Origin of the sequence: Rheinheimera sp. A13L (assembly GCF_000217935.1) — a bacterium.
GTDB lineage: Bacteria > Pseudomonadota > Gammaproteobacteria > Enterobacterales > Alteromonadaceae > Pararheinheimera.
In genome coordinates this window covers 37,792-61,343 of sequence record NZ_AFHI01000022.1, presented here as the reverse complement: position 1 = coordinate 61,343, position 23,552 = coordinate 37,792, and the positions used below count along the sequence as shown (strand labels likewise).

Sequence of the window (23,552 nt, the reverse complement as noted above, 5' to 3'; positions counted from 1 at the left end):
TTACTTAAGTCATAGCGCTTTATCATTGGATCAGTTTCGGCTTAAGGACAATGCAACGATGAAAGGTAACTGGTTTCGTACAACCCTAATAGGTTGTATCTGTTTGATTTTTAGTTACCTTTCCCCAGTTTCAATAGCAGCTATCCAATGTCCGGAAAAAGCCTGGACAGCAGGGCTATATGAGCATGGCGTATTATTTTTTGACGGCAGAAGTGGTATCGATCAAGACATTATTAACGAAATCCGCCATCGCACAGGCTGTAAAATTTATAGCAGTCTGATGCCCAGAGCCAGAATATGGTATGACTTAGAGCAGGCTAATCTTGATATGAGCGTTTCGGGTGTCGAAACTCCAGAACGCCTTCTTTTCGCTTGGTTTGTCCCATATATGCAGATGAAAAATATAGTGTTGCTGTCTCCTGAGGTACCTTTATCTGTGCAGCAGCCAGAGGAATTTTTGCTGCGTTCCGATCTCAGATTTGGAGCTGTCCGCTCGTTCAAGCATGGATTGTTACATGATACGTTTTTGCAGCAATTGACCACTCAGAACAGAGTGTTGTATTACACAGATAGCATCACGTTGTTTAAAGCCTTAAAACAAGGGCGGGTTCAGGCTATATTTGCTCAATCCCCTGTTTATCGTCGCTTGTTACCCCAACTGCAGTTTGCAGTTCAACCCAGAATGCTGGACTGGTATCGACAGGAACAGGGGGTGCCTCATGGGCTAGTGTTAGCAAAAGCCAGTTTTACGCAGCCCGATGTTGAACATTGGCGTTTGTTGATGGAAGAGCTAAAGAGAGACGGTACTTTGTTAAAAATTTACTCGGTCTATTTACCTCAGCAAGAAGCAGAAGCACTTATTTGGTAATTATATTTTAGAAAAGGCAGGCAACAGGATGTGTTAGTGCTGGCCGGCTATTTTCTGGAAGTGACAGCCCGTAAACTGGGCATACGTCAGCTAAAAATCAGCACAGCTGCTCAGTCTCTGTTGTTGCACTACAACTGGCCAGGCAATGTGCGTGAACTGGAACATGTGATTAGCCGCGCTGCGCTTAAAGCCAGAAAAGAAGCCAAAGCCCGGGATATTATTGCGCTGTTGCCAGAGCATCTGGAATTAGCGACCAGCGCAGTTTCAGCCGATAACAGCTTAGCAACGGCTTATCCTATACTCTACAGCAATGGCCTGGGCCTGAAAGCTGCCACTGAAGAATTTCAGAAGCAGCAAATTATTCAAATCCTCAGCCAAACTTCAGGCAACTGGAGTCTGGCGGCGAAGCAACTGGATTTAGAAAGAGCCAATCTGGCCCGCCTCGCCAAACGATTAGGTATTAAAGTCGAAAAGACGGTGCGTAGCTGACTGCAGGCAGGATAACCAGAGCCCTTAGTGCATAGCTCAAGCTGCAGGGCCTCAAGGCACTCAGCTTTGGTTTACTCAACATCAAGGAGCCCGGTATGAAACAGCCTGTTCTTGCTTGCGATTTACATGATCATGTCGAAATTATCTGTATGAGACGATACCTGGTACTTGTCCATCAGCTCGATGGCAGCACTATTTCGGGTATTGCTGATGACACCCGAACTACAGCACAGGAAGAATTTTTACTGCTGGAGAAGGACGGGCAAAAAGTGGCAATTCCACTAATGCAGATTGAACGTATTGAGGTAGTGGATGCCAATGCACCTCAGCAGGAGATTTGGTTACAACACAAGGGTAACAGTGCTGTTTAACTTTATTCCAGCCACAGCTACCAAAAGGGTAGCTGTGATCTGTTTCCGTTAAACTTAGTGATCGTCATGCCCTGCAGGAATACCCAGCCACACCAGTTTATGTGGTGTAAAACCCAGCTCCTGAGTTTCTGTGACTTCAGCTTCTTCCAGATCAATAGTGCTGACGGTTTTGCTCAGTGGATCCGCCACATAAACCTTGTCGTCTGCTGCGGATATAGCCAGCTGTAACTGACTGCCTGTTGGCATAGTGGTTAAATCAGCAGTGGTGATCTGAACTTTGTCTGCCAGTTCAAAAGCAGCACCAGTTGTAGTCTCTGCATTGTAATTCAGGATACTCAGAGCGCCAGTGGAGTCCAGCAGCACAAACTTTTCGCCATGATCGGCAAAACCATAACCTATGATGCTGGCGCCTGTAGCGGCCTGCCATTCCACTTTATTCAGGCTGCCTGCTTCAGGGTTGACTGAAAACACAGTAGCACCGGCAAAACCGATAAAATGCGGGGCGTCTTCATGTCCTTTCAGAGTACCAATACGCATAGTGCCCGTGAAATCAGTGGTATGAGCCACTTTGCTGGCGGTGAAAGTTTCGCCGTCCTGCTTTAACAGCATCACACCATCAGTACAGCCAAAGCTGACATAATCCGCATTTTGTGCACTGCCATGCAAGCCAGGGCAACGCATATCAAATTCCTGCTCCAGATGAAAATGGTCACCATGCACATGATAAATACCGACCTGATCCGGCAAAGTACTGGCTGTTGCTGCATCACGGATAGTTGAAACCAGGATCTCACCACGGGCCTGAGCTGCGCCGTGCATATGAGTGCTGTAGGTTAAAACCGGATAGTCATTGCTGCCTGTATTAATTTGATCATCATTCAGCAATGCTACTTTTGCCACACTGGAGCTTGCCGCGTTGCCGTCAAAAAAGATGGCGATTTGTTCATCTGTGGTGGTGACATGAGTAGGCCGGCTTTCACTGAGTTGCAGGCTCATCAAGCGAGGTTCTTCTTCATAAGGATGCAGGTGATCGCCATGATCTTCCTGATACAAACCGCCATCGATAAACTCTACTTTATCCGTATCACGCTGTACTACCATAGCAAAACGCTGGCTGGCTGACGCATGCAAAGCTGATGCATTGTTCAGTGAACTGAATTGCCCCAATAAGTCGCCATCTTCAAGGTTGTACACCCTGAGCATAGTGCTGTCTTTATCCGAAATGACTAAACGACCAGTACCGGTTTCGTGGCCGTGATCATGATCGTCTTCCACAGGAATAGGATCCTTTTCGACTATATTGGTTGTGCTGTCACCACAGGCGACCAGGAATGAAGCACTGATCAGTAACGCCAACACATTTAGTTTTGATTTCAACATACAAACTCCATAAGAATTAAAAAGATCGCGACTCAGCAGGAACAGCGCAGCCGCGATAAAAACTTAAAATTGACCACGAATACCTAAACCCAGAGAACGGCCTGGCAAAGGGGTTTTGTCTTTCAAAAAAGAGGTGTGAACACGGGCTTCTTCGTCAGTCAGGTTTTCGCCTTTGACGTAAAGCACTATGTCCTGCAAGGCACCGCTGAAGTGATAACTGACTGAGGCATCCAGCAGGTTGTAGCCGGCAGTTGCACTTTCCAGCTCTGAAACTCTGTCTTGCTTGAAATAACGGGTCAGACGAAGATCCGCTGAGATTTGATCGCCTTCATAAGCCAGTTCACTGGATAAACGCAGTGGAGGAGTGCGGGGTAAATCACCCCCTCTGTCGAGGCGGGCACGGATATAATCGGCCTGTACTGTGAAGCGATAAGGCTGAGCAATTTGCCACACCAGCTGTGATTCAAAGCCATGCAAAATCACATTTTCTGCCACAAAAAGATAAACCGGCAACTCACCACTGTGATCATGACCTTCTTCGTCACCATGATCATGGTTATGGCCGTCTTCAGCGAATAAACCTGTGTTTTGCTGGTAGTAGTAGTTATCTACTTTGTTGTAGAAGGCATTAAATACCAAACCAATATCACCGCTGATTTTACGGAAAGTCAGGTCCAGGTTGTTCGCTACTTCCATTTCTATCGGCTGGCGATTCAGCACTATGGCTTGTTCTGCGTGCGGGTCGTCATTGAGGCTGAATAACGCACCAATTTCATAAGAAGCAGTGCCAATATGAGGGCCAAATGACAATAACTCAGAAGCTGAAGGGGCGCGCTCTGAACGGGACACTGACACACCTAAGTTGTAACCTTCAGTAAAATCCCAGACAGCACCAGCGGACAAGCTGTAGGGTTTAAACTTATGCTCTACATCAAAAACACGGATAAATTCTGCACCATGGTCGTGGCCGTGGTCGTGGTCGTGATCATGCGCATCGTCGTCATGCGAATGTGCCGCCAATGGGGGTAACAATACATCAGCTGCATTGATAGTCACCTGCTCAGTACGGGCACCCAGTTGCAATAACACTGGGCCAAAATGCCGTTCCTCCATCAGGGCGACTGCCAGCATTTCTGTACTGGATGGAGGGGTAAAAGCTTCAGCTCCTACAGCCTCAAAATCACTGTGTTTATAGTGCAGGCTGCCCCCACCGCGCCAATCGGCAATCACCGGATGCAGCAATTCAAAACGGGCTTCTTCGCTCTGGTTTTTGAAAGTGGTACCTACTAAGCCCTCTTCAATTTCCATATGTTGATAGTCTGTGTAAGCAATGCGGCTGTTCAGTTGCTGCAGCCAGGGCAAATCCAGATCCAGTTCACTTAAAAACTGCACTCTGTCCTGTTTCAGATCGGCATACACAGACTCTTCGGCATGCTCTTCACCTTCGTGAGCATGACCACCATGGCTATGGCCCGGAATACCATATTCACGTTTTAACTGACCAAAAGACAAACCCACAAAACCATTTTCCAGCAGGTAACTGCTGCCTAAGCTAAAACCTTTGGCTGTTGCTGCTGTGTTGGCGACTTTGCCTGAAGCGCCTGCTTCGTGATCATGATCTTCATCTTCGTCGTCGTGATGCACTTCTGCTTCACCCGGAATGCTGTAATCATCGTTATCACGCCAGAATACGTCGGCATATAAACCAGTTTGACCAATAAAAGTCTGAGCTGAACCTGAAGCCAGTTTTTCGTTATTCACCGACTCACGCTGCAGCATCCATTCGCCTTTGGTGACTTGCTCAGTGGGAATTCTGTTATCCACCACGTTGACCACACCACCAATAGCGCCACTGCCGTAAAACAAAGTGGCAGGGCCACGTAATACTTCAATCTGACTGGCGGTGCTGGCTTCAGCCGACACGCTGTGATCAGGCCCAACGCGAGAGGCATCACCAGCATCCAAACCATTTTGCGTGATCAAAACCCGTGGGCCATCTAAACCACGAATAATAGGGCTACTGGCCACAGAGCCATAAAAGTTACTGTGCACCCCTACTTCGTTTTTCAGCGTATCGCCCAAAGTAGACTGTTGATTCATTTTCAGCCGATCACCAGCCAGCACACTGACAGGCAAAGCAGATTCTGTGCTGGAAGCATGAAATGGACTGGCTTTGACATCAATGACTTCAAGCGCTGTAGAGCTCAACGCCAACTGAATACCTTGTACACCCTGAGCTGGTAAATCCAGACGGAAATTACGGTGGGCAAAACTGCTGGCTTCAATATGCAGTTCGGCTTGTTTACTCTGCAAATCAGTGAATTCAAAACGACCTGAGGCATCAGTTTTCACTTTTTTGTTTTGCCCAACCACTGTCACCCAGGCTTCCGCCACAGGTTGACCTTGCTCGTCTACCACAGTCCCTTGCACAGACTGAGCCCAAAGCTGACCGCTCAGGCTGGCCGCAATAAGACTGGCCACTATAGTTTTTCTACGCATGCACTTCCCCAAAAAACAAATTCAGTTTCGGTTGCTTTCACATTTCGTGATAATATAACATATCACGAAAACAAGGTTTGTTGGCAAGTCTCTGTTGCATCAAATAAGGCGAACATCATGAAAGATCTGTTAGGAGTGTGTTTATCAGGGCTTTGCATTCTGCATTGCCTGTTTACCCCTGTGCTGTTGGCATTGGGTGGTGTTGGGATGATTGGAAGCTGGTTGGGTTCAGAGTGGGTGCATTATTTATTGCTCGCTCCAATCAGTCTGATCCTGGCCTGGAGTCTGCCGCTGTCATGGGTGAAGCATCGCAATATGAAGCCGTTACTGATTGGCGGTCTGGGTTTTAGCTTGTTGCTGATCTCTCTTTTTGTGCCTGAATCTGCAGAGCCTGTGCTGGCGGTTTTAGGTGGATTTATTTTGATAGCAGCGCATCTGTTGAACAGACGCCTGTTGAATAGCCATATTCCTGCTGCATTGGCGAATTAACTATGAATAACTCCTTAGATAAAAGATTACCCGTCACTGTGCTCTCCGGCTTTTTAGGCGCAGGCAAAACGACTTTGCTGAATCAAATCCTTAACAACAGAGCGGGCCGCAGAGTGGCGGTGATCGTTAATGATATGAGCGAGCTGAATATTGACGCCGCTACAGTGAAAAACGAAGTCAGTCTGAATCGTGCTGAAGAAAAACTGGTGGAAATGAGCAATGGCTGTATTTGCTGCACCTTGCGCGAAGACTTATTGCTGGAAGTGGGCCGCTTAGCCCGCGAAGGCCGTTTTGATTATTTAGTCATTGAATCAACAGGTATTTCAGAGCCCCTGCCTATAGCTGAAACCTTTACTTTTTCCGATGAAGAGGGCCAGAGTTTATCCGACATAGCACGGCTTGATACCATGGTGACAGTGGTGGATGCAGTGAACTTTTTAAAAGACTATCGCGAGGCCAGTTCCTTGCAGGAGAAAGGCGAAAGCCTGGGTGAAGAAGACGAGCGCAGTGTGGCGGATCTTCTGATCGAACAAGTCGAGTTTTGTGATCTGTTAGTGATCAGCAAAGCAGATTTGGTCAGTGAGCACGATTTGCAGGAACTCAAAGCCATACTGCGCAAACTGAATAGTACGGCGCAAATTCATCAGGCCAGTCAGGGCAAAATAGACATCGACAAAGTGCTCGGAACAGGCTTATTTGATTTTGAAAAAGCTCAGCAAGCACCAGGCTGGTTAAAAGAGTTACGGGGCGAACATCAGAGCGAATCGGAAGAATATGGCATCAGCAGTTTTGCCTTTCAGGCCCGTGTCCCTTTTCATCCAGAACGGTTTTATGACTTCCTACATCAGGAATGGCCTCAGGGTAAACTGCTGAGATCCAAAGGTTATTTCTGGCTGGCCAGTGAACCTGACTATGCATGGCAATGGCATCAGGCTGGCGGCATTGCCCGTTATGGTATGGCAGGTTTGTTTTGGCATGCAGTACCACAAGATGAATGGCCGGATGACGCAGAAGCTGTGCACAGTATTCAAAGCAGCTTTGTCGGGCCTTTTGGGGATTGCCGGCAAGAACTGGTGTTTATTGGCCAGCAATTGGATCAGGCACAGGTGCTGAAACAATTAGAGCAGTGCCTGCTGACAGAGCAAGAACTGGCTTTATCCATCAACGAATGGAAAACGTTCACCAGTCCTTTTCAGGCAGAATTTGCCTGATGCTGGCGGCCTTTCAACTTCTACCCCAGATGAAACAGCTGCAAAGCAGTTCCAGCGACATACTGACTGAGCTGTTTCAGCCTGATGTTAATCTGGTGATTTGGCAGCGTGAACTCAGTCAGCGCATCCGGACTTATGCTGCTGGTCTAAGCAAATTTGCAGATCTGCAACTGGTCGCTGAACCTGAAGAGCTGACAAGATTGCTGCAGAATCGTTTGCCGGACGCTGAAGGGAAAGCCGAGTTTATTGCCGATCTGGCGTTGCTGAGCCAGATGTTGACCTGCCTGATGGATTGCTCTGCAGTAGGAGTTCGGCTAAAACGACTGGAAAAAGCGATGTGCCCCCGTTTTCATACTGACCATGTAGCAGCACGTTTACTGGTCACTTATTCAGGTCCTGCCACAGAATGGCATGCCGGAACCACAGCACAAAGCCAACAGCCTTACCAGCAGATCCGTACCGGTGAGGTTGCGCTATTAAAAGGGTCTGGCTGGACTGGCAATAAAGACGGAGCCATCTGGCATCGTTCCCCTAATACCGATCAACCCCGCTTGCTGCTGAGCCTGGATCCAGTAGGCGAATAATCTATATCCGGAGAATGTCTATGCGCTTACCTTTTATTTTCGCCAGTTGCTGCACCCTGCTTAGTGTCTGCACTCAGGCAGAACAGCCTGACACCAGAGCCCATCAGCATGGAGTAGCCCGGCTTGAGCTATTTAAACTGGCGACAGATTTACAGATCAGCTTTTATGCCACAGGCTCAGATATTCTGGGTTTTGAGCATCAGCCACAAACACAGACTGAACTTGATGCTGTAAAAAAAGCCAAAATTCTGCTGGCTCAACCTGACAAGCTATTTCAGATTGCAGGGGCAGATTGTCAGTTGAAGCACCATCAATCAAATTTGGCCGAACTACAACAGCATACAAAGGCTGAACACAAACACTCACATGACCATAACCATGACCATGACCATGACCATGACCATGACCATGACCACAAGCATGCAGGTCATTCCGATATAGAAGCCAGTTATCAGTTCAGCTGCAAGGCGGTAACAGAGTCGGTGACGCTAAAGGTGAACTTGTTTAGTCTGTTCCCTGACTTGCAGCAGATCCATAGCAGTTGGATCACTGAAAAGGGGCAGTCCGCTGCCACTTTAACGCCCGCTGACCGCCAGCTATCGCTGAACTGACCTATGCAGACCGCCACAACAGAGCAAGCACCAACAGAGCTGAAGCTCAGCGGCAACCGCAAAGCCGTGTATATGTTGATGCAACAGCAACAACGTGCTTTGTCTGCTTATGAAATTATTGACCTGTTGCGCCCACAAATAGGGCGGATCATTCACCCTATGCTGGTGTACCGCTGTCTGGATTTTTTACTGGCGAAGCAGTTGGTGGTGAAGCTGGTGTCGGTCAATAAATTTGTCGCTTTGCCCGGTGACCTGACGGAACCTGGGCAGTGCCTGATCTGTGAAATTTGTCAGGCCGTGATGTTTTCGGCCAGTTCAAATCCACTGCAACAACAAAAACGCAAAATAGCAGCCACAGGTTTTAAGTTAAATCAACAGCCTGTTGAATTTCATGGCATATGCGCATCTTGCCAAAAGGATCATACAGAATGACCATAAGCTCACAGCGTATTCCGCTTTATCTGCTGACCGGCTTTTTAGGCAGTGGCAAAACCACCTTACTGAACCAGTGGATAAAAGATCCAGCCTTCAGTAAAGCCCTGGTGATTATCAATGAATTTGGCGAAACCAGCCTGGATCATTTGTTAGTCAGCCGCAGCACAGAAGAGCAAATTGTCGAACTGTCCAATGGCTGTATTTGCTGCACCACACGAGGCGATCTGGTGAAAACCCTGACTGACATCAGCTGGCGCTTCAGCCGCAACGGCATCAAAAGTTTTGACCGGGTTATTATCGAAACTACAGGTCTGGCAGACCCAAGCCCTATACTCAGCACGCTAATTTCCAACGAGAAAATTTTTCAGCAATACAGATTACAGGGCACTGTGACTACGGTAGATGCAGTGAATGCGCTGCATACTTTAAGTCAGTACCGGGAAGCTAAACGTCAGGTTGCGGTAGCCGACTTGATCCTGTTAACCAAACAGGATCTGGCTGATGAGGACACTCTAACCCAGGTGCTGCAGCACATTCGTCAGCTCAACCCAACTGCCCCTGTGCAGCCCTCTGATCAGGGCGTCACTGCTCTCTCTGCTCTGCTGGAGTTGGATCATGTAGAACCCGTTCAGTCTGTCACCCCACTGACCCACTGGCTGAATTTTGGTTCCGCGCAGTTTGAACCCTTGAATTCCGACCCGGTGGCATCATTTCCAGCTTCAACTAGCAATGAAATAAGCTCACACCAGGATACGATCAACACCTACTGCTATCAGATAACCCGCCCTGTAACTTTGTTTGCTATCCAACTCTGGCTGGACGCCTTATTGCCAGAGATGGGCCATCAGTTACTGCGTGTAAAAGCAATTTTAAACGTTGAAGGATTTCCCGGCCCTGTAGTGATCCATGGGGTACAGCAGCTATTGCACCCAACAGCTGTGCTGACACATTGGCCCAATGACGACAGGCAAAGCAAACTGGTGTTTATTACCGACCAGTTATCCAGAGAACAACTGGAAAAAAGCCTGCGGCCTTTACTCGGCTTGAAGATCTAAAGGGTTCATACGCGCCTGCGCCACAGCCGCTTTTTGCTGATACATACGCTGATCTGCTACTTTGTTCAAAGCCAGATCAGTTTCACCATCCTGTGGGTAACAGGCCAGGCCTATACTGCAGCTGATTTGGATTTCCAGACCGTGAATATCAAAAGGTCTGGCTATGGCCTGCTGAATTTTTTCGGCCACCATGGCGCCATGATGAGATTCATCAATCTGCGGCAACAAAATGATAAACTCATCCCCTCCTATACGGGCCACTGTATCGGAAGACCGTATTACACACTGCAAACGTTCTGCCACTTGTTGTAATAACAAGTCACCCACTGCATGACCATGGGTATCGTTCACAGGTTTAAATTTGTTCAAGTCGAGTAACATTAAAGCCAGAGATTTTTGGTGCCGCATGGCGTATTGCAAGGCTTTTTGTAAGCGGTCGGCAAACAAAGTGCGGTTAGGAAGTCCTGTTAGGGTGTCGTGTTGCGCCATATAACGCATACGTTCTTCTATTTTACGTCGCTCTGTTAAATCTCGGCTGACCCCTAAAATGCCTGCAAACTTGCCTTCACCATCATACATACCGGAGATTTTCACTTCACTCCAGACTCTGCGTCCGTCTTTGCATACCTGTTCCACTTCTCCAACATAATTCGGATAAGCTTCTCCCTCTTGCAAAGCTTTTGCGGCTTTCTTCATTTGCAGTTTGATCTGAGCATAAGAATCAGGCGTGACCAATTGCTGCATTTGTTGTTGCATCAATTCTGTCACCGGATAACCCGTTAGTTTTTCCGCTGAAGGGCTGATATAGGTAAAATGCCCGCCCAGATCCATAGTCCAAATCACGTCAGTGGCATGATCCGCCAATAACCTGTGCCGTTCTTCACTGCGTTTAAGCGCTTCAATGGCATTGCTGCGTTCAATCACAATTTCTGCTAAAGCTGCACTTTCACAAATAAGCTGGATGTCCTGCTCTGAGGGTACTGTCACTTCTTTATGATAAATAGCAAAAGTGCCCAGCACTTTACCCTGACGGTTTTTAATAGGTTCAGACCAACAGGAACGGATACCTGCTAACTCCACCAGAGCCTGGTAAGGCAGCCAGTAAGGATGTTCCCGCACATCTTCCACTATCACCCGTTTGCCCGAGTAGGCTGCTGTACCACAGGAGCCCACCCCATTTCCCACCGCAAGACCGTCGATAGCTGCATTGTATTGAGCAGGTAAATGTGGCGCTGAGGCTACATGTAAAAGCCCTTGCTCATCGAGTAATAATACAGTGCAGCTGGCTGAAGGATCCATTTGTTCAGCCCCTTCCACCAGAGCATCCAACACTTGTTCCAATGGAACTTGCTCAACAATCATCGCCAGCACCCTGCTACGGTTTTGCTGCATCAGGGCGGATCTCTGACCTGAAATGACAATAGCTTTGAGTTTACGATTGACCCGCACTACAAAAATCAGAAAAGCCAATGCAGCAGGAATAATGCAAAGTGCAGCGGCAGCCAAAAACAGCCAGCCAAAGCTAGTGTTTTCACCTGCCGATACCTGAGCTGAGACCTGAGTAGCGGCCATCAGCACACTGAGCATAACGCAGCATGCCTTCACGTTATTCCCCTATATCTTCATGCCATAGTTCTGGTTTAGCCTCGATAAAGTCCTGCATCAGCTGCACACATTCGGTATTGTCCTGGATCACCAGCTCAACCCCCCGGCTTTGAACATAAGCTTCAGGTCCCTGAAAAGTACGGTTTTCGCCTACCACTACTTTAGGAATACCGTACAACAACACTGTGCCACTGCACATATCACAAGGGGATAAAGTGGAATACAAAACTGCGCTTTGGTAGTCTTTGGCCGTTAAACGACCGGCATTTTCCAGGCAATCCATTTCTGCGTGCAAAACACAGCTGCCTTTTTGTACCCGCTGATTATGGCCACGGCCCACAATCTTGCCATTGATCACCAGCACAGAACCTATGGGGATCCCCCCTTCAGCTAAACTTTTTTGGCCTGTTCTATAGCGGCTAACATAAAAGGGTCAGTCATTCACACCATCCTGCATCTCATCTGAAATCAGCCACAACTCAGTGAAGCTTGTGGCTCTGTTTCAACAGTTTAGTGATAAAATCTGCAAAGGAGGAAAGAATGCTTTAAAAAAATGTTTATCCTGCGGTTTTACGCTGAAACAAATTCAATACAATCCAGTGGGCAAACCTCAATACAAGCAGCTTTGTCATAAAAACCTTCACATTCAGTACAAAGTTCAGAATCCACCTGATACTGCTGCTCCGCTCTGTAAATGGCTGTATTCGGGCATTCCGGTGCACAAAGATCACAATGAATACAGTCCGGTGTTATCCACACTGACATACACTTTCCCCACACCTCTGCTCAGGCTGCGTTTTTTGCTGTTTCAGTAAAAAAGCATGCTGCGGACTGATGCCATCAGGCAGCTGCAACCAAACCTGATAACCAGAACCGGGCGCGATCAGCAACTGGCAGCCATCTTCGGCATAAAAAACGCCATCCACAGGCGTGACGCCCGCTGGTGTCATCAGCAACAGCTGATCCTCAAAGCTAAAACGATTTTTGACCTGCACTAAAGCCAGGCCCTGAGCATTGATTTCGCCACTGAATTCGCCCACCAGCAATTGCTCACCTTCACTGTGGCTGGTTTGATAGTTTTGCAAATCAGCAGGCACATGCCGGCGCAAAAAACCTTCGGTAAAACCACGATTCGCCATGCCATTCAGTTGCTGCAGCAATATAGGGTCAAACGCCTTACCCGCCATCGCATCATCTATAGCCTGACGATACACTTGTGCAGTGCGGGCGACATAATAAGGCGACTTAGTACGGCCTTCTATTTTGAGTGAATGCACGCCCATAGCGGTCAACGCCTGAACATGCTGTACTGCACGTAAGTCTTTGGAGTTAAAAATATAACTGCCATGCTCGTCTTCATCCAGCAGCATCAGCTCACCGGGCCTGCCTTGCTCTTCCACCAGCACAGGATCTGGCAATGCTGCAGCTACAGGTTTGTATTGCCCTGCTTCATCTTCCTCAGCCAGATGGCTTTGATAAGACCAACGGCAGGCGTTAGTGCAGGCGCCCTGATTAGGGTCCCGTTTATTGATATAACCTGATAATAAACAGCGGCCTGAATAGGCCATACAAAGCGCACCATGCACAAAAACTTCCAGCTCCATAGACGGTACTTTTTCGCGGATTTGAGCTATTTCTTCCAGCGCCAGCTCACGGGATAAGATCACCCTTTCTATACCTTGCTGCTGCCAGAATAAGACTGCGGCCCAGTTCACCGTATTGGCTTGTACTGACAAATGCAGTGGCACCTGAGGGAAATGCTGACGCAATAAATAGACCACGCCAGGGTCAGACACTATCAAAGCATCAGGCCCCAGTGCTATAGCCGGAGCCATATCTTCAACAAAACGCTGCAACTTGCTGTTATGCGGCGCAATATTGACTACCAGATAGAATTTTTTTCCCTGTTGATGGGCCTCAAAGATGCCAATAGCCAGAGTTTCAAGGTCAAATTCGTTATTACGCACCCTCAGGCTAAAACGCGGCTGACCTGCATACACAGCGTCAGCACCATAAGCAAAAGCCATTCGCATAGCTTTTAAACTGCCAGCCGGGGATAAAAGTTCAGGAGCATTCATAGCCGCAATCCAGATCATGCAAAAATAAGAGGCGCATCTTAGCGCCTGCTCAGTTCAGTGTTTTGCGTTGGATCAAACCACTTTGGAATAACTTAAATTGTCACTCTTAGCCAGATAACGATCAAAGCAGGCACAGACCACCCGCACCAGCAAACGGCCTGGTGCCGTTACCTGAATATGCTCGTTGGAATAACTGACCAGGCCATCAAGACACAAAGGTTCAAGTTTAGGTAACACATCAGCGAAATAATCCCAGAAATCCGTCAGGCCAAAACGCTGACAAAAGGCGGGGATGTCCAATTCAAAATGACAAATCAGCTGGCTGATTAAAGCGGCTCTGATTTTATCGTCCTGAGTTAAACTCAGCCCTTTATCCACTGGCCATTGGCCTAAGGCCAATTGCTGCTGGTATTGTTTCAGCTCTTTTTGATTTTGCCAGATCACGCCGTTGACCTGACTGATAGAGGAGACTCCTAAGCCCACCAAAGCGTCTTGTCCTGCTGTGGTATAGCCCTGAAAGTTACGCTGTAATTTGCCTTCCTGCTGAGCTATTGCCAGCTTGTCTGTGGCTTTGGCGAAGTGATCCATACCAATACACTGATAGCCCGCCTGACTAAAACGTTCTATCGCTAACTGCAGCAAGGCTAATTTATTTTCCGCCTGTGGCAGGCTTTGGGTTGGAATTTTACGCTGTGCGGCAAAACGGGTCGGCATATGGGCATAACTGAATAACGACACTCTGTCCGGATCCAGCTCCAGTACTTTATCCAGAGTCTCTGAAAAACGCGCAGCTTGCTGATAAGGCAAACCGTAGACCAAATCCAGATTGATAGAGCTAAATCCCAAAGCACGGGCATGCAAAACTAAAACCCGCACCAGCTCCTCGCTTTGCACCCTGTTAATCGCAACTTGCACCTGTTCGTCGAAATCCTGCACGCCAAAACTGAGCCGGCTAAAACCAAGCTCACGCAAATGCGCCAGTTTATCCAGGGTGCAACTGCGTGGATCTATCTCTACCGATAGCTCAGCATCCGCTTTAAATACAAAATGCTGCCGCAACAGCTGCATTAATAATGACAACTGCTCTTCCGTTAAAAAGGTGGGAGTGCCACCGCCTAAATGCAGCTGAGAAATTGTTTTTTCTGCCAGCAAATGCTGATACAAGCCCATTTCCTGTTCCAACGCCAGCAGATACAGATCAGCTTTGCTACTGTGGCGGGTCACTATTTTATTGCAGCCACAGTAGTAACAAAGCTGCTGACAAAAGGGGATATGCAGGTACAAACACAATTGTGTAGCAGAACCCGCCAAAGCCGCCTGTACCGCAGAGGCCGGAAAATCAGGCACTAAAGACAAAGCCGTAGGGTAAGAAGTGTAACGTGGTCCATTCACAGAATACTTCTGTATTAATTCGGAAGACCATAAAGGCTGTGGTGCTAAGTCCATCATTATTTCCCCTGCAACAAAATTAAACAGAGTGTAAAAGACTCAGGCTCGCAGTCTCTTGATCTGAAATAACAAAGCTTGCTTTTCCTGCACTGCAATCCACTTTTCACGACCAAAACCTGCAAAACGGCGACAAAGTGAACTGGCTAAATAGGGAAAAACAAATTAGAATGAACGTTCACTCTAAATGGAGATTTTAAAGATGCAGCATTCCCGCATTGTATTTTTTGCCCTGACAGCCCTGGCGGGCTCTGTTGCTTTGGCCGGTTGTGGCCAGGCTGAACACCCTGCAGCCCCTGCTGCACAGGCCGTGCCTGTTGGTGTCGTTACTTTGAAAAGTCAGGCCGTCACCCTGACTAAAGAATTGCCAGGCCGTGTTGCCGCTTCACAAATTGCTGAAATCCGCCCTCAGGTGAACGGCATAGTGCTGCAACGTTTATTTACTGAAGGCAGTGAAGTCAAAGCCGGTCAGGCTCTGTATCAGATTGACCCTGCTACTTTTGATGCACAGCTCTCCAGCGCTAAAGCAGCAGTGGCACGAGCGCAGGCCAGCATCGCCAGCAGCAAAGCTAAAGCTGGTCGTTATACCGAATTATTAAAAATTAAAGCCGTCAGTCAGCAAGAGTTTGATGAAGCGGACGCCAGCTATAAACAAGCTCAGGCCGATTTATTAACAGCTCAGGCTCAGTTAAAAACAGCCCAAATCAATGTAAATTACAGCAAAGTGCTTTCCCCTATTGATGGCCAGATCAGCAAATCTGCCGTAACTGCCGGTGCTTTAGTCAGCGCTAACCAAAGCACAGCTTTAGCTACTGTAACTGTGCTGGACCCCATTTATGTTGACCTGACTCAATCCAGCAACGAGATGCTGCAACTGAAAAAAGCCCTGGCCTCTGGCGATTTAGGTTCAGATGCCGCTATTCAGACCCAGGTTGAACTGAAAATGGAAGATGGTTCTGTGTATCCACATAAAGGTACTTTGCAATTTTCAGAAGTGACTGTGGATCCGGGTACTGGTTCTGTCACCTTAAGAGCAGAGTTTCCTAACCCTGAAAAGTTATTACTGCCTGGCATGTATGTGCGGGCCGAAGTAGTGGAAGGCGTGAAAGCCGGGGCTATTCTGGCACCACAACGTGGCATCAGCCGCAACAGCAAAGGTGAAGCCACCGCCATGGTGGTTGGCAAAGAAGGCAAAGTCGAAGCCCGCATTTTACAGGCAAACCGCACTATAGGTTCGAACTGGCTGGTCAGCAGTGGCTTAAATGAAGGCGATCAGCTGATTGTTGAAGGCTTACAAAAAATACGTCCTGGTGCACCAGTTCAGGCAGTTCCTGCCGATGCAGCAGCTCAGGCCAGCCCACAGTAACGCCAACGGAGAATTTGAATGTCACGATTTTTTATCGACAGGCCGATTTTTGCCTGGGTGTTGGCCATAGTGGTGATGCTGGCTGGTGTATTAGCCATCCAGTCTTTGCCTATAGCACAGTATCCATCCATAGCACCGCCAGCTATCAGTGTCAGTGCCAGTTATCCTGGTGCTTCGGCCCGTACGCTGGAAGACACTGTCACCCAGGTGATAGAACAAAAAATGAAAGGCTTAGATGGCCTGATGTATATGTCATCTACTTCTGAGTCCAATGGTTCCGTCTCTTTAACCTTAACCTTCAGTGCCGATACCGATCCGGATATAGCTCAGGTACAGGTGCAAAACAAACTGGCTCTGGCCACTCCGCTGTTACCGCAGGAAGTGCAGCGTCAGGGGGTCTCTGTGGCTAAGTCTGCACGTAACTTCTTGTTAGTGGCAGGTTTTGTGTCAGAAGACGGCAGCATGACCAATATCGACATAGGCGATTATGTTGCGTCCAACGTGCAGGACATAGTTTCACGTGTTAATGGTGTGGGTGAAGTTCAGCTCTTTGGTTCCCAGTATGCGATGCGTATCTGGTTAGACCCGGCCAAACTGCAAAACTACAAATTAACAACTGCAGATATCAGCGCCGCTATCAGTGCACAGAACGCTCAGGTGTCTGCCGGACAATTAGGCGGTATGCCTGCCATTGAAGGTCAGCAATTAAATGCCACAGTCACAGCGCAAAGCCGTTTGCAAACTCCGGAACAGTTCCGCGACATACTGGTAAAAACCAACAGCGACGGCTCTGTGGTGCGTTTAGCTGATGTAGCCACAGTGGAACTGGGTGGCGAAAACTATGGTGTTGTAGCCCGCTTTAACGGTAAACCGGCCTCTGGTATTGGCGTAAAACTGGCCAGTGGTGCTAATGCGCTGGATACTGCAGCTGGTGTGAAACAAGCCCTTGCCGATCTGGAACCCTTTTTCCCTGCAGGCTTAAAAGCTGTGGTGCCCTACGACACTACGCCTTTTGTTTCATTGTCGATTGAAAAAGTAGTACATACCTTAATTGAAGCTGTGGTTTTAGTCTTTGTGGTGATGTATCTGTTCCTGCAAAACTTCCGCGCTACCTTAATTCCAACCATAGCTGTGCCTGTGGTATTGCTGGGTACTTTTGCCATTTTATCGGCCTTTGGTTATTCCATTAATACCCTGACCATGTTTGCTATGGTGCTGGCAATAGGCTTATTGGTCGATGACGCCATAGTGGTCGTCGAAAACGTCGAACGGGTGATGACAGAAGAAGGTTTATCTGCACTTGAAGCCACCCGTAAATCCATGGACGAAATTAAAGGCGCCTTAGTAGGTATAGCTATGGTGTTGTCAGCGGTATTTGTGCCCATGGCGTTTTTTGGTGGTTCTACTGGTGTGATTTACCGTCAGTTTTCTATCACCCTGGTGTCTGCTATGGCGCTGTCGGTGCTGGTGGCTTTAATTCTGACGCCCGCTCTTTGTGCCACTTTATTAAAACCAAGCCATGTGCATGACGACAGCTCTGTATTAGGTAAATTTTTCTCAGGCTTTAACCGTGGTTTTGATAAAACCAACAAAGGCGCACAGAGTTTTGTTGGTCGTATGATCCAGCAAAGCAAGCGTTACCTGCTCTGTTACGCGCTGATTTTTGGTGGCATGGTGTACATTTTCAGCCAGTTGCCTTCGGCCTTTTTACCAGACGAAGATCAGGGTATTTTGTTTAATCAGGTGGTGCTGCCTGCAGGCTCTACCACTGAACAAACGCTTAAAGTGGTAGAAAAAATGGAAAACCATTTCCTGCAGGAACAAGGCGAAGCAGTGAAGTCTATCTTTACTGTTACAGGCTTCAGCTTTGCAGGTTCAGGTCAGAACGCAGCCTTAGGTTTTGTGAATTTAAAACACTGGGATGAACGTCAGGGTGATGGTTTATCTGTAGGTGCTGTCGCTGGCAAAGCCATGGGCTATTTCTCTACTATTAAAGAAGCTTTTGTCTTTGCATTCCCGCCGCCAGCCGTAGTCGAACTGGGCACTGCCAACGGCTTTAACCTGCATTTACAGGACAGAGCAGGCTTAGGCCATGAGCAATTGTTAGCGGCCCGCAATCAGCTGTTAGGTATGGCGGCGCAAAGCCCTGTGCTTGCTGGTGTACGCCCTAATGGTCAGGAAGATATGCCAGAGTTGAAACTGGATATCGACTTAGCTAAAGCTGAAGCTTTAGGAGTCAGTCAGGCTTCGATCAACAGCACCTTATCCACCGCATGGGGTAGTAGCTATGTGAATGATTTTATTGACAGAGGCCGGGTGAAAAAAGTGTTTTTACAAGGCTCAGCAGACAGCCGCATGGTGCCGGAAGATTTAACTAAATGGTATGTGCGCAATAACAATGGCGATATGGTGCCCTTCTCTGCCTTTGCCAGCTCACACTGGACCTATGGGTCTCCTCGTCTGGAGCGGTACAACGGTTTCTCGTCTATGGAAATTCAGGGCGCTGCAGCACCGGGTTACAGCACGGGTCAGGCCATGGACGAAATGGAGCAACTGGCTAAACAGTTACCTCCGGGCTTTGCCTACGAGTGGACAGGTATCTCTTATGAAGAACGCTTAAGTGGTGGTCAGGCTCCTTTACTTTATGCCTTGTCATTGTTAGTGGTATTCCTCTGTTTAGCAGCTTTGTATGAAAGCTGGTCTGTGCCTGCTGCTGTGATGATGATAGTGCCTTTAGGTGTGTTTGGTGCTGCCTTGGCTGCGCTGCTGGCCGGTTTATCAAACGATATCTATCTGCAAGTGGGTTTGTTAACCACTATAGGCTTAGCCTCTAAAAACGCCATTTTAATAGTGGAGTTTGCTATCCACCGTATGGATCAGGGCTCAGGTTTGGTTGAAGCTGCTATTGAAGCTGTACGTTTACGTCTGCGCCCTATCATTATGACCTCTATGGCCTTTATCTGTGGTGTGTTGCCTCTGGCCATTGCCTCCAGTGCTGGCTCTGGTGCCCAGAACGCCCTTGGTATTTCAGTGATAGGCGGTACTTTAGCTTCGTCTGTGCTGGTGGTGGTATTTGTGCCGATGTTTTTTGTGTTAGTACGCCGGATTTTTCCTGGCACACAAAAAGAAGCACAGGAGAAAACAGTATGAATTTCAAAACACTGAGTTTAAGCAGTCTGGCCCTGCTGGTATTAAGCGCCTGCCAGCTGGCGCCGGAGCAACAAGCCATTGAACTCCCTGTGCCACACAACTATGCCCTTGTTTCAGGGGATGCTGGAGTCAAAGCCACAGAATTGCATTGGCAGCAGTTTTTCAGCAACCCTAAGCTACAGCAGTTGATAGAGCTCAGTCTTACTCAGAATAAAGACTTACAAATCGCGGCCTTAAATGTGCAGCGAGTCAGGGCTTTGTATCAGATTGAAGACTCAGCTTTGTATCCGGCGCTGAATTTAAATGCTTCAGGCACACGCCAGCGTTTACCTGCCGATTTAACAGGTACAGGCAGTGCGCAAATTAATCAGCAATACAGCGCCACTGTGGGTATTACCTCCTATGAGCTGGATTTCTGGGGCAAAGTGCGTAATCAGTCAGAACAAGCATTGCAGCAGTTGTATGCAACAGAGCAGGCCCAATTAAGCAGCCAGATCAGTCTGGTGGCCGAATTGGCCAATGCCTGGCTGAGCTATGCTGCCGATCAGCAGTTGCTGGAGCTGGCAACCCATACGTTACACAGCCAACAAAAAACACTGGAACTGACAGAACAAAGCTACCACTTAGGTGCAGCTTCAGCCTTAACACTGCAGCAAGTGAAAAGTACTGTAGCCACAGCCAAAGTGGATATAGCCCGTTACCAGCGTTTATTGCAGCGCGACAAAAACGCTTTGGATCTGCTGACTGGTGCACAAGTGTCTGCAGATCTGTTGCCGGATCAGCCGCTGAGTAAAGTAGTGCAGTTACCTGAACTACCAGCAGGTTTACCTTCGGATTTATTGCAGCAAAGACCGGATCTGAAAGCAGCAGAACATGATTTATTGGCAGCCAATGCCAATATAGGCATCGCCAAAGCAGCCTTTTTCCCCAGCATCAACTTAACCGCCAATGCGGGTTCAGCCTCAAGTGAACTGGATAATCTGTTTAAAGGGGGTTCGGGTAGCTGGAGTTTTATGCCATCTATTCACCTGCCCATCTTTAACATGGGCCGCACTCAGGCCAATCTGGATGTGGCAGAAACACAACAACAAGTGGCTTTAGTCACTTATCAGCAAAAAATTCAGCAGGCCTTTCGTGAAGTCTCTGATGCTTTAGCGGATCGTGAAGGTTATGCAGCTCAGTTGCAGGCGCAGCAAGACTTAGCGAACAGCAACCAACAAAGTTTTACCTTGTCCGAAGCACGCTTTAAGCAAGGTGTTGACAGCTATCTGCAGGTACTGGACGCTCAGCGTTCCTGGTACAGCGCACAACAACAACTGATCAGCGGCCAACAAGCTTTGCTTGCCAGCCAGATTAGTTTGTATAAAGTGCTCGGCGGTGGTTGGCAGAGCAACACCAGTCCTGTGGAATAACAAGCAGTCGCCGGGCCTGAAAGCCCGGCGTTGGAGTGCCCTATGACAGAAAAACAAAAACGACATACAGATCCGGCTTTAGCAGAAGCACGCAGAAACCAGGTCCTGACCGCGGCAGCAGATTGCTTCCGTCGCAAAGGGTACCATGGTGCTGGCATGGCTGAGATCTCAAAAACTGCAGGGATGAGTGCTGGTCATATTTACAATTATTTCGACAGCAAAGAAGCCATTATCGAAGCTATTATTCAGCAAAATATGGAAGAAATGTTTTCTATATTTCAGCAGTTTGAAGATCACCCGGGCGATCTTTTAACCACTATGCTCGATGGTGCGGATCAAGGTGTTGAACGCCATACAGATAAAGAAAAGAACGCACTGGATCTGGAAATGTTGGCAGAAGCTGCCCGCAATCAAAAAGTCGCCTTTTTGATGCAAGAGTCAGACACCCATGCCAGAGCCCGAATGAGACGTCTACTGACAGCTGAACGTAGTCTGGTGAAAGATGCAACAGACAAAGAACTGGATGCCCGTATCAATGTTATTTTTGCCATGATAGGTGGCCTGGCGATGCGCCGGACTTTATACCCGGAGTTACAAAAAGACACCATATTACTGGCTCTGCGCCCTGCACTGCGGACTTTATTGTCACCCTTTGAGTAGAAAACTAATAAGGCAGTAGCTGCTGCCTTATTTTTCTTTGCCCTGAAACTGATTCATAGTGGCCATCGCATTGGCCCAAAACAGGATTGAGCTTTTATCATTACGCTGCACTGCGCTACTTAAAGCATCTTTGGCTTTTGCAGTAAAATCTATGGCCTGGTTATCCGTAGTAGCTTGCTCGTCTGAGCTTTCGGTTTTACCTGAATACAACAATACCCGAAATGCCTGTTCCTGCTCTGCCGGAATTTTTCCGCTGTCCAGCCCCTTGCTCAGCCAGTCAGATAATTGCTTACGGCTCATATGGTCAAAAGCTAAAGTTTTGGGTTGCGCAGTCTGCTCAGCACTGCCCTCTGCGGGTTTTTCCACTGTTCCGGTGGCGGATTGGGGTTCTTTTTTCGCCACAGCTGTATACAAAGCTGAATACTGGTTTGAGCGTATTTGGCTTAATGTCTCAAAAAGATTGCTGTTATCCAGCTTCATAAACTATGTCCTTTATTCCTTGCCCTCTTTGACTCAAGTCGTACCAAAGCAAGATACAGGCCAGCGCTAAAAGTCATTCCTTTGACAGCTCTGTTACGCCGGTTTAAGGACAGCTACCAAGTTCATCTGAACGCAGCTACAATGCGGCAAATTTTTTAGTTGCTCCAGTTATGAGAGAAAAATGAAACCACACAATATGCAACAAAAAGTGCTGCAGCTGGTCGAGACACCTTGGTTTAACCACGGTATTTTAGTGCTGATTTTAATCAACGCTATTTTATTAGGCCTGGAAACCTCGGCTTCACTGATGCAGGATTTTGGCTCAGTGATACTGCTGGCGGATAAAGTTTTGCTGACGATTTTTGTCATCGAACTGCTGCTGCGAATCTTTGCCTACCGCATGAGTTTTTTTAAAGACTCCTGGAGTTTGTTTGATTTTGCCGTAGTGGCTATAGCTTTGATGCCGGCGACTGGTCAGTTCTCGGTACTGCGGGCTTTAAGGGTGCTGCGGGTTTTACGTTTGCTGTCGATAGTTCCATCGATGCGCCGCGTAGTTTCAGCTCTGTTAGGCTCTTTACCGGGTTTAGGCTCCATCGCTATGGTGTTGCTGCTGATTTATTACGTCTTTGCTGTCATTGCCACTAAGTTATTCAGCGCCGCTTTCCCTGAATGGTTTGGCTCTATCGGGGCTTCCTTTTATACGCTGTTTCAGGTGATGACCCTGGAGAGTTGGTCTATGGGTATTTCCCGTCCTGTGATGGAGCAGTTCCCTTATGCCTGGGCCTTTTTTGTGCCTTTTATCTTAATCGCCACTTTTACTATGCTGAACCTTTTTATCGCCATTATCGTCAACACCATGCAAACCTTTACCGATCAGGAGCATGCAGCCGAACGGGCTGAAGACAAAAAAGCTGAGCTGGCCGAACAACAACTGATGCACCAGCAACTGGCTGATATTCAGCAAGAGTTGAAAGCGTTAAGAGAAGAGCTGAAACAACGTAACCACTAGGGCGTGTTGACGTTTCAGGGTTATTTTTGCAGCAGTCTGGCCGGTTTTTATGCAAGGCAGCGCGAGTGCGGTGTAGTTATTCTACACAAACGAGTGCTAACGCAGCAGAAAGGCCGTCCAGGCGCTGCCCTCCAGGTTCGTCTGGCGGCGCCCTGAGCTTTGTCACTCGTCGCTCATTTAGAATAACTAAACTTCGCTCCTCCTTTCGCGCTCAAAGCGGCGCCAGAACGAACAAAATTTAATCTCGAAACGTCAACACGCCCTAATACTCTGTTCAGGCCGCGGCATTCAGTCGCGGCCTGTCCATTGACTATCCCGCCTTTGCATTCCTTTTCTGTTCCAGCTGGTTTAAGC

The 23,552-nt window shown here is 48.0% G+C and carries 21 protein-coding genes and 1 pseudogene; 14 read left to right on the top strand and 8 right to left on the bottom strand.

Going from position 1 to position 23,552, the window contains the following annotated elements; genetic code table 11:
- Positions 1 to 25 precede the first annotated feature (25 nt).
- The 3 genes from RHEIN_RS12535 to RHEIN_RS12525 all read left to right on the top strand — a co-directional run bounded on the left by RHEIN_RS12535 (position 26) and on the right by RHEIN_RS12525 (position 1,728).
- Entirely contained in the window at positions 26 to 868 is an 843-nt protein-coding gene (locus tag RHEIN_RS12535) for a substrate-binding periplasmic protein (RefSeq protein WP_237704362.1), read from the top strand.
- Positions 869 to 898: 30 nt separating this feature from the next.
- The gene (locus tag RHEIN_RS12530; RefSeq protein WP_083826312.1) at positions 899 to 1,357 is read left to right on the top strand and encodes a helix-turn-helix domain-containing protein; all 459 of its coding nucleotides are present in this window, start codon (positions 899 to 901) and stop codon (positions 1,355 to 1,357) included.
- Between the two features lie 95 nt (positions 1,358 to 1,452).
- Positions 1,453 to 1,728, top strand: a complete 276-nt coding sequence (locus RHEIN_RS12525) for a Rho-binding antiterminator (RefSeq protein ID WP_008899341.1) — start codon at positions 1,453 to 1,455, stop codon at positions 1,726 to 1,728.
- A 54-nt stretch (positions 1,729 to 1,782) separates the two neighbouring features.
- Here RHEIN_RS12525 and RHEIN_RS12520 read toward each other — a convergent pair whose 3' ends face one another.
- Together RHEIN_RS12520 and RHEIN_RS12515 are read right to left on the bottom strand one after the other, a co-directional pair.
- Positions 1,783 to 3,108 (bottom strand): hypothetical protein, encoded by a 1,326-nt coding sequence (locus RHEIN_RS12520; RefSeq protein WP_008899340.1) that lies wholly within the window; start codon positions 3,106 to 3,108, stop codon positions 1,783 to 1,785.
- A 63-nt stretch (positions 3,109 to 3,171) separates the two neighbouring features.
- A complete protein-coding gene (locus RHEIN_RS12515; protein WP_008899339.1) occupies positions 3,172 to 5,607 on the bottom strand; it encodes a TonB-dependent receptor in 2,436 nt (811 codons plus the stop codon).
- A 117-nt stretch (positions 5,608 to 5,724) separates the two neighbouring features.
- Here RHEIN_RS12515 and RHEIN_RS12510 point away from each other — a divergent pair, with 117 nt between their 5' ends.
- From RHEIN_RS12510 to RHEIN_RS12485, 6 genes are read left to right on the top strand one after another with little or no spacing between them, the layout of a single operon-like run.
- A complete protein-coding gene (locus RHEIN_RS12510) occupies positions 5,725 to 6,096 on the top strand; it encodes a MerC domain-containing protein (RefSeq protein WP_008899338.1) in 372 nt (123 codons plus the stop codon).
- Between the two features lie 2 nt (positions 6,097 to 6,098).
- Positions 6,099 to 7,307 (top strand): zinc metallochaperone GTPase ZigA, encoded by a 1,209-nt coding sequence (gene zigA / locus RHEIN_RS12505; protein WP_008899337.1) that lies wholly within the window; start codon positions 6,099 to 6,101, stop codon positions 7,305 to 7,307.
- Complete coding sequence (locus RHEIN_RS12500; RefSeq protein ID WP_008899336.1) at positions 7,307 to 7,891, top strand: DUF1826 domain-containing protein; 585 nt, start codon at positions 7,307 to 7,309, stop codon at positions 7,889 to 7,891. Before zigA ends, RHEIN_RS12500 begins: the two co-directional genes overlap by 1 nt.
- Before the next feature lie 20 nt (positions 7,892 to 7,911).
- Positions 7,912 to 8,502, top strand: coding sequence for a ZrgA family zinc uptake protein (locus RHEIN_RS12495; protein ID WP_008899335.1), 591 nt, complete (start codon positions 7,912 to 7,914; stop codon positions 8,500 to 8,502).
- Positions 8,503 to 8,505: 3 nt separating this feature from the next.
- Entirely contained in the window at positions 8,506 to 8,934 is a 429-nt protein-coding gene (locus tag RHEIN_RS12490; RefSeq protein WP_008899334.1) for a Fur family transcriptional regulator, read from the top strand.
- Positions 8,931 to 9,992, top strand: a complete 1,062-nt coding sequence (locus RHEIN_RS12485; RefSeq protein ID WP_008899333.1) for a CobW family GTP-binding protein — start codon at positions 8,931 to 8,933, stop codon at positions 9,990 to 9,992. Before RHEIN_RS12490 ends, RHEIN_RS12485 begins: the two co-directional genes overlap by 4 nt.
- On the opposite strand, the gene RHEIN_RS20445 is transcribed toward RHEIN_RS12485, so the two are convergent.
- The 5 genes and pseudogenes from RHEIN_RS20445 to hemN form a co-directional block, all read right to left on the bottom strand.
- The gene (locus RHEIN_RS20445) at positions 9,972 to 11,579 is read right to left on the bottom strand and encodes a sensor domain-containing diguanylate cyclase (protein ID WP_008899332.1); all 1,608 of its coding nucleotides are present in this window, start codon (positions 11,577 to 11,579) and stop codon (positions 9,972 to 9,974) included. The two genes, RHEIN_RS12485 and RHEIN_RS20445, sit on opposite strands and share 21 nt — an antisense overlap.
- Before the next feature lie 19 nt (positions 11,580 to 11,598).
- Positions 11,599 to 12,038 (bottom strand): annotated as a pseudogene (locus RHEIN_RS12475) (nucleoside deaminase).
- 129 nt (positions 12,039 to 12,167) lie between these two features.
- On the bottom strand, positions 12,168 to 12,362 hold the full coding sequence (locus RHEIN_RS20715) for a 4Fe-4S binding protein (RefSeq protein WP_008899330.1): 195 nt from the start codon (positions 12,360 to 12,362) through the stop codon (positions 12,168 to 12,170).
- Positions 12,347 to 13,675, bottom strand: a complete 1,329-nt coding sequence (gene trhP / locus RHEIN_RS12470; protein WP_008899329.1) for a prephenate-dependent tRNA uridine(34) hydroxylase TrhP — start codon at positions 13,673 to 13,675, stop codon at positions 12,347 to 12,349. Before trhP ends, RHEIN_RS20715 begins: the two co-directional genes overlap by 16 nt.
- Before the next feature lie 72 nt (positions 13,676 to 13,747).
- Positions 13,748 to 15,124 carry an oxygen-independent coproporphyrinogen III oxidase gene (hemN, locus tag RHEIN_RS12465; protein ID WP_008899328.1) on the bottom strand — a complete coding sequence of 459 codons (1,377 nt, stop codon included), beginning with the start codon at positions 15,122 to 15,124 and terminating at the stop codon, positions 13,748 to 13,750.
- A gap of 199 nt (positions 15,125 to 15,323) precedes the next feature.
- Here hemN and RHEIN_RS12460 point away from each other — a divergent pair, with 199 nt between their 5' ends.
- Genes RHEIN_RS12460 through RHEIN_RS12445 form a run of 4 tightly spaced genes read left to right on the top strand, consistent with a single transcriptional unit; the run spans position 15,324 to position 21,709 of the window.
- Positions 15,324 to 16,487: an efflux RND transporter periplasmic adaptor subunit gene (locus tag RHEIN_RS12460; protein ID WP_008899327.1), complete on the top strand. Its 1,164-nt coding sequence runs from the start codon at positions 15,324 to 15,326 to the stop codon at positions 16,485 to 16,487.
- Between the two features lie 18 nt (positions 16,488 to 16,505).
- Positions 16,506 to 19,637 (top strand): efflux RND transporter permease subunit, encoded by a 3,132-nt coding sequence (locus RHEIN_RS12455; protein ID WP_008899326.1) that lies wholly within the window; start codon positions 16,506 to 16,508, stop codon positions 19,635 to 19,637.
- On the top strand, positions 19,634 to 21,049 hold the full coding sequence (locus RHEIN_RS12450; RefSeq protein ID WP_008899325.1) for an efflux transporter outer membrane subunit: 1,416 nt from the start codon (positions 19,634 to 19,636) through the stop codon (positions 21,047 to 21,049). Before RHEIN_RS12455 ends, RHEIN_RS12450 begins: the two co-directional genes overlap by 4 nt.
- Positions 21,050 to 21,091: 42 nt before the next feature.
- Positions 21,092 to 21,709, top strand: a complete 618-nt coding sequence (locus RHEIN_RS12445; RefSeq protein WP_008899324.1) for a TetR/AcrR family transcriptional regulator — start codon at positions 21,092 to 21,094, stop codon at positions 21,707 to 21,709.
- A gap of 27 nt (positions 21,710 to 21,736) precedes the next feature.
- Here RHEIN_RS12445 and RHEIN_RS12440 read toward each other — a convergent pair whose 3' ends face one another.
- Positions 21,737 to 22,189 (bottom strand): hypothetical protein, encoded by a 453-nt coding sequence (locus RHEIN_RS12440; protein WP_008899323.1) that lies wholly within the window; start codon positions 22,187 to 22,189, stop codon positions 21,737 to 21,739.
- A gap of 181 nt (positions 22,190 to 22,370) precedes the next feature.
- On the opposite strand from RHEIN_RS12440, the gene RHEIN_RS12435 reads away from it, so the two are divergent.
- The gene (locus RHEIN_RS12435) at positions 22,371 to 23,198 is read left to right on the top strand and encodes an ion transporter (RefSeq protein ID WP_008899322.1); all 828 of its coding nucleotides are present in this window, start codon (positions 22,371 to 22,373) and stop codon (positions 23,196 to 23,198) included.
- Positions 23,199 to 23,552: the final 354 nt, after the last annotated feature.

Excerpts from the sequence above, each read along its gene's own strand:
- RHEIN_RS12525 (WP_008899341.1), top strand. The coding sequence starts at position 1,453 with ATGAAACAGCCTGTTCTTGCTTGCGATTTACATGATCATGTCGAAATT.
- RHEIN_RS12520 (WP_008899340.1), bottom strand. The coding sequence starts at position 3,108 with ATGTTGAAATCAAAACTAAATGTGTTGGCGTTACTGATCAGTGCTTCA.
- RHEIN_RS12515 (WP_008899339.1), bottom strand. The coding sequence starts at position 5,607 with ATGCGTAGAAAAACTATAGTGGCCAGTCTTATTGCGGCCAGCCTGAGC.
- RHEIN_RS12510 (WP_008899338.1), top strand. The coding sequence starts at position 5,725 with ATGAAAGATCTGTTAGGAGTGTGTTTATCAGGGCTTTGCATTCTGCAT.
- zigA (WP_008899337.1), top strand. The coding sequence starts at position 6,099 with ATGAATAACTCCTTAGATAAAAGATTACCCGTCACTGTGCTCTCCGGC.
- RHEIN_RS12500 (WP_008899336.1), top strand. The coding sequence starts at position 7,307 with ATGCTGGCGGCCTTTCAACTTCTACCCCAGATGAAACAGCTGCAAAGC.
- RHEIN_RS12495 (WP_008899335.1), top strand. The coding sequence starts at position 7,912 with ATGCGCTTACCTTTTATTTTCGCCAGTTGCTGCACCCTGCTTAGTGTC.
- RHEIN_RS12490 (WP_008899334.1), top strand. The coding sequence starts at position 8,506 with ATGCAGACCGCCACAACAGAGCAAGCACCAACAGAGCTGAAGCTCAGC.
- RHEIN_RS12485 (WP_008899333.1), top strand. The coding sequence starts at position 8,931 with ATGACCATAAGCTCACAGCGTATTCCGCTTTATCTGCTGACCGGCTTT.
- RHEIN_RS20445 (WP_008899332.1), bottom strand. The coding sequence starts at position 11,579 with ATGCTCAGTGTGCTGATGGCCGCTACTCAGGTCTCAGCTCAGGTATCG.
- RHEIN_RS20715 (WP_008899330.1), bottom strand. The coding sequence starts at position 12,362 with ATGTCAGTGTGGATAACACCGGACTGTATTCATTGTGATCTTTGTGCA.
- trhP (WP_008899329.1), bottom strand. The coding sequence starts at position 13,675 with ATGAATGCTCCTGAACTTTTATCCCCGGCTGGCAGTTTAAAAGCTATG.
- hemN (WP_008899328.1), bottom strand. The coding sequence starts at position 15,124 with ATGATGGACTTAGCACCACAGCCTTTATGGTCTTCCGAATTAATACAG.
- RHEIN_RS12460 (WP_008899327.1), top strand. The coding sequence starts at position 15,324 with ATGCAGCATTCCCGCATTGTATTTTTTGCCCTGACAGCCCTGGCGGGC.
- RHEIN_RS12455 (WP_008899326.1), top strand. The coding sequence starts at position 16,506 with ATGTCACGATTTTTTATCGACAGGCCGATTTTTGCCTGGGTGTTGGCC.
- RHEIN_RS12450 (WP_008899325.1), top strand. The coding sequence starts at position 19,634 with ATGAATTTCAAAACACTGAGTTTAAGCAGTCTGGCCCTGCTGGTATTA.
- RHEIN_RS12445 (WP_008899324.1), top strand. The coding sequence starts at position 21,092 with ATGACAGAAAAACAAAAACGACATACAGATCCGGCTTTAGCAGAAGCA.
- RHEIN_RS12440 (WP_008899323.1), bottom strand. The coding sequence starts at position 22,189 with ATGAAGCTGGATAACAGCAATCTTTTTGAGACATTAAGCCAAATACGC.
- RHEIN_RS12435 (WP_008899322.1), top strand. The coding sequence starts at position 22,371 with ATGAAACCACACAATATGCAACAAAAAGTGCTGCAGCTGGTCGAGACA.